We start from the raw sequence: 7,052 nt of genomic DNA, 5'->3' as shown, positions 1-7,052 counted from the left end.
TCGGAGTCGGTTGGTACCGAACACTAAACTGTAAGTGTTCATTCGGTTTCCAAACGGTGATAGGTTCCACAAAAGCGCCGGTGGAAAACTCACAGTATCTGACGGCTCCTACTCCCTGACCTTCGATTCGAGCGCGGAGAGGATGCGCCACTCCCAACTTAAATAACCACTCCGTGGCCGGAGGTAATTCACTAAATTGAATCACATTGGGCCAAACGACTTCTGGAGGTGCATTGATTTCCATCACGGAGACCACGGAGTCTTTGTGAGAGTGAATTGTCGCGGAATCGATAAACAACCACGTGGGTATGAGAGGAAGAACAATCAGTGGCGTGATCGCTTTACGTGCCGTTACTGTAGCTAAAAAATGTCCCATCCAAGATCCCAACAAACTCATCATCAAGCTGATCGGAAATGCCATCACCAAACAAATCAAGCCTTCAAGCGCGAAGAGCATAAGAGCAAAATACGTGAGAAGTAACGTAAAGAATCCCAAGATCGTCGTTCGTCCCAAGGGCTGTTGCTCTTTGTAATTAAAAAAGTAGGCTTGGAGAGCGGATAGCATAAAGGGAGTTCCTAAAAAGAGCGCCACGCCATACGTGCGAAACATCGATATACTGATCCACATCAAAATAATTCCGAGAAAAGTCACTCCAAACACGCAACTCAACGCCAATTTAATATCTGTCTGAATTGCGACAGGTTTAATAAACTCTGTTTTTTCGTCGCTGACAGTTTTGGAGGGCAGATAGGCGAGATAGCCCATCGCTACAAAATTCACAATGGGCACAAAAAAGAAAAGCCCGGACCAAGGAGATAAGCCCGCATTGATGGCTCTGCGCATGCTCATTGAAACACCGATCCATAAAAAAGGAAGTGTCCACAAAGCGACAAGAAACAGGAATAAGTTTGAGTCGGCGTAGGCCAGGTTTCCGGGATAACGTTGGGTATAGACAGGATTTAAAAACTGCCAGGGCATAAGGTAATTGTTGGAAAACAAATAGTAGAGAACGAGTTCGCCCAAATACTTTATCGCCATTAAACCAAAACCCCACTGGATATAGCGGCGGCGATTGACGGGTTCATTTAATCCAAAAAGAAATTTAAATATTCCCACGGCGACTCCTTGTCAGGATACTTTGATTGTAGGGATATTCCGAGCGTAGGACTGTAAACGAAGTGAGTAAAGAAAAAAATTAGGTTCAACTGTAAGCCGGATTCTGTCTTCTCCCTTGCGGGAGGAGGCTATCATTCCTCTAGGAGTAAAATTACTTTTACCCTCTGGCGATCTTACCCGGAAGTCACGTGCAGGCCGACACTTAACACTTCCCTATTTGATCTTGCTTCTCGCAGAGTTTAGCTGTTTTCACTCCAGCAGCTCCCTCAAAATCTCCCGTTCCCGATTTCGAGATCAATGCTCTGGACATTCTCTCTGTTCCACTGTTCCTCACCTTGCGGTGGAAGGGCATTACCCTTTACGAGGCCTTACGAAGTCCGGACTTTCCTCTCTCTCTTGCGAGACAGCGATAACCCGTTGAACCCAGTCGATAGGTTTAGCAGATCAGCCTCTAAATTCAACCGAGGACTGAGAGGAAAGTATTAAATATACAATCCTCTTGAGGGGGTTTATAAGCCCTTCGCCAACGAGCTATACAATTGAAATTATTGAGTTTAATTAGAAATCTTTTGAGCGTAAATGACCAGTTCCGTTCCCTGACGGTGGGGAGGGGACTGCTGCCAACGTTTCCAAAAGAGGGGGCGGAATTTGTTCTCGAACAGTTCTCGAAGTTCCCACTCGGAGCATCCGTAGGGAGGCCCGGCTCTCTTGGGCATCACAAAAAAGATTCCCAACAGGAAGCCTTGATCATCGAGAGCGCGATGCCACTGCCGAATGAGTTCTTTTCTCTGCGAAGGCATCAGCGCGCAAAACAAAGTGTGTTCAAACGCGATATCAAAACGTCGATCGACTTTCATTTTGAGAGCGTCGCCCTCGAGCAGTGTGAGTGTCGAAATGCTCGAATATTTTTCTCGAGCTTGTGCGAGGGCTTGGGGAGAATAGTCCACGCCTGTCACCACATGCCCGTGGTGCGCGAGAGCCGCAGCGTCGTGGGCGCGGCCACAGCCAAAATTCACAACGCGACTCTTGACCATTTTGAGTTGCGGGAGAATGGGTGCAATGGCGGGATGGGCGCCGCTCAGATCCCAGTTAGGTTGGGGATTGTTGGCGTAGATATTGTTCCAAGTGTTCTCGGATTTAAAACTAGGATCTTCGATATAAAAAGGAGGAATTTCGTAGGTTTTCCCATCGATAGTGATCGTTTCGTCAGAAAACTCATCAAGGAGATTAAAAAACTCCGCCTGAGCTTTTCGTGAGAATACGAAAGGGATTCTTTTTTCGGTCAGTCCGTGGAAGCGATCCCACTCATCAAGACACAATGTTTTGATATCAAATGGGGCTTCGAATTCGTAAGGACCGATGAGGGTCCATCGGCCGTTTTCTTTGGAGACCTGTGCCGCCACGAGGGGCTTATCGAAAGCTTCTACAAAAACATCCTCGTTGTCGAAGCGAGTTTTTACAGCGAGGGTGTCGGTGATATAAAGCTGCTCAAAGAGTTTGCGACCCACTTCGGCATCGGTGAGGCGAATTCCCTGAGAGAGGACAAAGTAGCCCTCTTCGTCGATAATAATAAATTTATCCATGGAAATTAATGACCGTGAGGTTCTTCTTTGGGAGTCGAAGTGGGCTCGGCGTCCAGTTCACCCGGTTTAGCTCGAAGAATCGCCATCGGGTCGTCGAATTCGAGGTGGCTGTCGGAAATGCGTTCCATTTTCGCGGTCCAATCATTGCCATCTTCGGAGGTGAGAAGAAACATTCCCTCGCGGGTAACTTTTTGTCGAGAGCCGTTCTCATCTTCTTCGTAGAAAGAAAACTTAAATTGAGTTTGCATTTTTCGACCCGCTTCGATCACTCGGGTGATGACCTGCGGTTGCAAAACTTCTGAAGCTTTAGGGTTAGATTCTTTAAGATAGGCACCAAGATATTCCTGGATCACCGCTTGAAGTTTTTCATGCTGCTCGGTGGAAAGATCTGAGGGTCTGCTGGCGAGCCACCACGTCAGGTTAACAATGGCAAAAAGAATTAACAGGTTCAAATATTTCATAGCAAATCCTTAGTGAAATCTCTTACCTAAAACTTTAGGCGGTCTGTCACAAATCTTCAAGGATTATCAGCCGAACGGAGTCTCTTCGTCGAGGGGAATGGCACGAGTTATTGACGCAGGCTCCAATTCCCCGGATTACAAAGTTCATGTTATACAAGGTTTTTAATTTTAGGGGTCCTTAGGGGGAATTCATGCCCATTCTTAATTCGCACATTAACAACAAAGACAAAGACTTTCTTAAGAACAAAGAATGGATGCAATCTCTTATCCAAGACTTCCGCCACCAGGTCGATTTGGTGAAAAAAGGTGGGGGAACCGAGGCCACCGAAAAACATAAAAGTCGAGGCAAACTCACTGCCCGCGAAAGAGTCGAGGCCCTCATCGATCCCGGCAGCTCTCTTCTCGAGTTCTCATCGTTAGCCGCCAATGATCTTTATGACGGAGCTGCGCCGAGTGCGGGAATCATTACCGGCATGGGTATTATTCACGGCCAGGAATGCATCATCGTGGCCAATGATGCCACTGTTAAGGGCGGCACCTATTTTCCAATGACGGTGAAGAAACACCTTCGCGCCCAGGAAATCGCTTTCGAAAATGAACTGCCTTGTATTTATCTCGTGGACAGTGGAGGAGCTTTTCTTCCTAAGCAGGACGAAGTTTTCCCAGATCGCGACCATTTTGGACGCATCTTTTATAACCAAGCTCGAATGTCAGCGCGGGGCATTTCGCAAATCTCGGTCGTCATGGGAAGCTGTACCGCGGGCGGTGCCTACGTTCCGGCGATGAGTGATGAAAACATTATCGTCAAAGATAACGGCACTATTTTTCTCGGAGGCCCCCCTTTAGTTAAAGCAGCGACGGGGGAAGTGGTTTCGGCCCAAGATTTGGGTGGAGCTCAAGTGCACTGTTTTACCAGCGGAGTGACAGATCACTTTGCGGAAAATGATCAAGAGGCCTTAGCAATTTGCCGCGATATCGTTTTTCATCTCAATCAACGAAAAAAACAAAACATAAATCTTATAGCTCCGAAGGAGCCAGTTCATTCCCCCGAGGATATTTACGGCGTAATTCCTTCGGATTCTAAAATTCCATTTGATGTGCGCGAGGTGATTTCGCGGATCGTGGATGGAAGTGAGATGCACGAGTTTAAGGAAAACTATGCCACTTCGATCGTCACAGGCTTTGCCCATATTTGGGGAATGCCGGTAGGGATCATCGCGAACAACGGTGTTCTTTTTAGCGAATCTGCACTCAAGGCGACGCATTTTATTGAACTCTGCGAACAGCGTCGAGTTCCCATCATTTTTCTACAAAACATCACTGGATTTATGGTGGGACAAAAGTACGAAAACGAAGGTATCGCAAAACAAGGAGCGAAAATGGTGATGGCGGTGAGTAACGCCACAGTGCCTAAGTTTACCGTCGTCATTGGTGGCTCCTACGGGGCCGGGAATTACGGGATGTGCGGTCGCGCGTTTCAACCGCGCCAGCTCTGGATGTGGCCGAATGCTCGAATTTCTGTGATGGGTGGAGAGCAAGCGGCGAACGTCCTTCTCACGGTCAAGATGGATCAACTTGCCGACAGCAAAAAGACTCTTTCGGCGAAAGAGCAGGACGATTTTAAGTCCCCCATCCTTGCCAAATACCAAAAAGAAAGTTCTGCTTATTACTCAACCTCACGCCTTTGGGACGACGGCATTATCGATCCGAAAGATACGCGCCATGTTTTAGCTTTGGGTCTCCGCGCAAGTCTCAATAGCGAATGGATTCCGCAAAACCCCGGCGTGTACAGGATGTAATATGGAGATGATCGAACGCTCAGAAAAAAATGGTGTGGCTCAAGTCATTCTCAATCGCCCACAAGTGAGGAATGCATTTAATCCAAAGATGATCTCGGAAATCACTGAGACTTTTAACTCTCTAACCTCTTCGAAGGATCTTCGTTGTGTCGTCATCTCGGGGAATGGCAAAAGCTTCTGTGCGGGAGCTGATTTGGAATGGATGCGATCTATGGCCAAATTTACCCAAGCCGAAAATCTCAAAGACTCTCAAGAATTGTACGAGATGTTTGCCGCAATCAAGAACTGCCCAGTGCCGGTGATCGCGAAAGTTCATGGTCATGCGATGGGCGGAGCTTTAGGTATTATTGCAGCTGCAGATATAGTGATTGCCGAAGAACAGACAGAGTTTTGTTTTAGCGAAGCTAAATTAGGTCTGGCACCGGCCGTGATCAGTGCTTTCGTTAAAGATAAGGTATCGTCGTCGGCAATGGCCCATCTTTTTTTAACCGCCACCGTCTTCTCGGCGACTCATGCCAAGCAGGTCGGCCTTGTCCATGCCGTGACGGACGATGTGGCGAAAGACACTCAGATCGTGATCGATCAAATTTACGGCAATGGTCCTCAAGCCGTTCGAGCGACAAAACATCTCATTTCGCAAGTGTACGGAGCGCCCGAGAGTTCTCTCAAGAAGGTGACGACGGAACTTATCTCTGGTCTTCGCGTGGGTGCCGAGGGCCAAGAAGGAATCAAAAGTTTCCTTGAACGTCGTGAACCTCAATGGAGAAGTCATGCAGGAAATTAAAAAATTAGCCATCGCCAACCGCGGTGAAGTGGCCGTAAGAATTATTTCCGCTTGTAAAGAGCTGGGGATTAAAACAGTGCTTCTCCACTCCGAAGTCGATATTCAAACTCGAGCATACCGACTTTGCGACGAGGCCGTTTGCATAGGACCTGCTGAATCCTCTAAGAGTTATCTTTCTATCGAAAGAAATATTCAAGGAGCCCTGAGTGCCGGCGTCGATGCCCTCCATCCAGGATTTGGATTTCTTTCGGAGAATGCCGAATTTGCTCAGGCCTGCAAAGATCACAATATTTTATTTATTGGTCCGGAGCCGGATTCCATCCGCCAGTTGGGGGATAAGGTCACCGCAAAGAAACTCGCTGTGGAATTAGGTTTACCAACGATTCCTGGTTATCAAGGGGATCAACAAGATATCGAAACGTTGGTGAAAGAATGTGATCGTATTGGATATCCCGTCATCGTGAAGGCGGCCGCTGGTGGCGGCGGACGTGGCATGAAGGTGATGACGACTCCAGAGCAAGCTCGAGAACTGATCCCATCGGCCCAGCGCGAGGCTCAGTCGTCGTTTGGATCGAGTCAAGTGTTTCTCGAAAAGTATCTCATTCGTGCGAAACATATCGAGGTTCAAGTTTTTGGAGATCTGACTGGAAAAGTAGTTCATCTTTACGAGCGCGAATGTTCTATCCAAAGGCGACATCAAAAAGTAATCGAAGAGTCTCTCTCTCCGCTTCTTTCGGCCACCGTGCGAGAAGAAATCACTCGCGGAGCGGTCGCGCTGGCGAAGCGAGTGAATTACATCGGGGCAGGGACCGTCGAGTTTTTGGTTCAAGATGATAAGTATTATTTTTTAGAAATGAACACACGCCTGCAAGTGGAACATCCAGTGACCGAAGCCGTCATGGGTGTGGATTTAGTCAAGGCGCAAATTCTCACGCGCATGGGGCGAATGGCGCTCTGGATGCAAGAGAATTTAAAACCACGGGGTCATGCCATCGAGTGCCGTATTTATGCTGAAGATCCTTACTCCGTGGGAATTCCCTCCACAGGTGTTCTTGCCTTCCAATATTTCCCGGAAGGACCCGGTCGTCGCTTTGACTACGGATTCGAAGCGGGGGACGAAATCACTCCTCACTATGATTCAATGATCGCGAAAGTTATTGTTTGGGACGAGAGTCGCCCTCGGGCGCTGATGAAAATGGTGACCACCCTTAAAGAAACTATTTTCTTTGGCGTAAAGACAAATATTCCTTTTTTGATCGATATGCTTCAGCATCCAGACTTCGTCAACGGCAAGATGTCGACGGCGTT

At 47.8% G+C, this 7,052-nt stretch carries 6 protein-coding genes and 1 other RNA gene; 3 read left to right on the top strand and 4 right to left on the bottom strand.

Annotated elements, in window-relative coordinates; all coding sequences use genetic code 11:
- The 4 genes from K2Q26_14305 to K2Q26_14290 all read right to left on the bottom strand — a co-directional run.
- Window positions 1-1,117, bottom strand: a 1,117-nt coding sequence (locus tag K2Q26_14305; protein ID MBY0316692.1) for a hypothetical protein, incomplete at its 3' end; no start/stop codon positions are given.
- Between the two features lie 76 nt (window positions 1,118-1,193).
- An RNA gene (gene rnpB / locus K2Q26_14300) (RNase P RNA component class A) lies at window positions 1,194-1,543 on the bottom strand.
- Window positions 1,544-1,671: 128 nt separating this feature from the next.
- Window positions 1,672-2,700 carry a class I SAM-dependent methyltransferase gene (locus K2Q26_14295; protein MBY0316691.1) on the bottom strand — a complete coding sequence of 343 codons (1,029 nt, stop codon included), beginning with the start codon at window positions 2,698-2,700 and terminating at the stop codon, window positions 1,672-1,674.
- A gap of 5 nt (window positions 2,701-2,705) precedes the next feature.
- Window positions 2,706-3,161, bottom strand: coding sequence for a hypothetical protein (locus K2Q26_14290; protein ID MBY0316690.1), 456 nt, complete (start codon window positions 3,159-3,161; stop codon window positions 2,706-2,708).
- 191 nt (window positions 3,162-3,352) lie between these two features.
- Here K2Q26_14290 and K2Q26_14285 point away from each other — a divergent pair, with 191 nt between their 5' ends.
- The 3 genes from K2Q26_14285 to K2Q26_14275 all read left to right on the top strand — a co-directional run.
- The gene (locus K2Q26_14285) at window positions 3,353-4,960 is read left to right on the top strand and encodes a methylcrotonoyl-CoA carboxylase (GenBank protein ID MBY0316689.1); all 1,608 of its coding nucleotides are present in this window, start codon (window positions 3,353-3,355) and stop codon (window positions 4,958-4,960) included.
- Window position 4,961: 1 nt separating this feature from the next.
- On the top strand, window positions 4,962-5,744 hold the full coding sequence (locus K2Q26_14280) for an enoyl-CoA hydratase/isomerase family protein (protein ID MBY0316688.1): 783 nt from the start codon (window positions 4,962-4,964) through the stop codon (window positions 5,742-5,744).
- The coding region (locus K2Q26_14275) for an ATP-grasp domain-containing protein (protein ID MBY0316687.1) at window positions 5,731-7,052 on the top strand (1,322 nt) is incomplete at its 3' end. The genes K2Q26_14280 and K2Q26_14275, both read left to right, overlap by 14 nt.

The organism is Bdellovibrionales bacterium (genome assembly GCA_019750295.1).
Classification (GTDB): domain Bacteria; phylum Bdellovibrionota; class Bdellovibrionia; order Bdellovibrionales; family JAGQZY01; genus JAIEOS01.
Note: the sequence above shows the minus strand (reverse complement) of the source record. Positions and strands in the feature narration are given on the sequence as shown.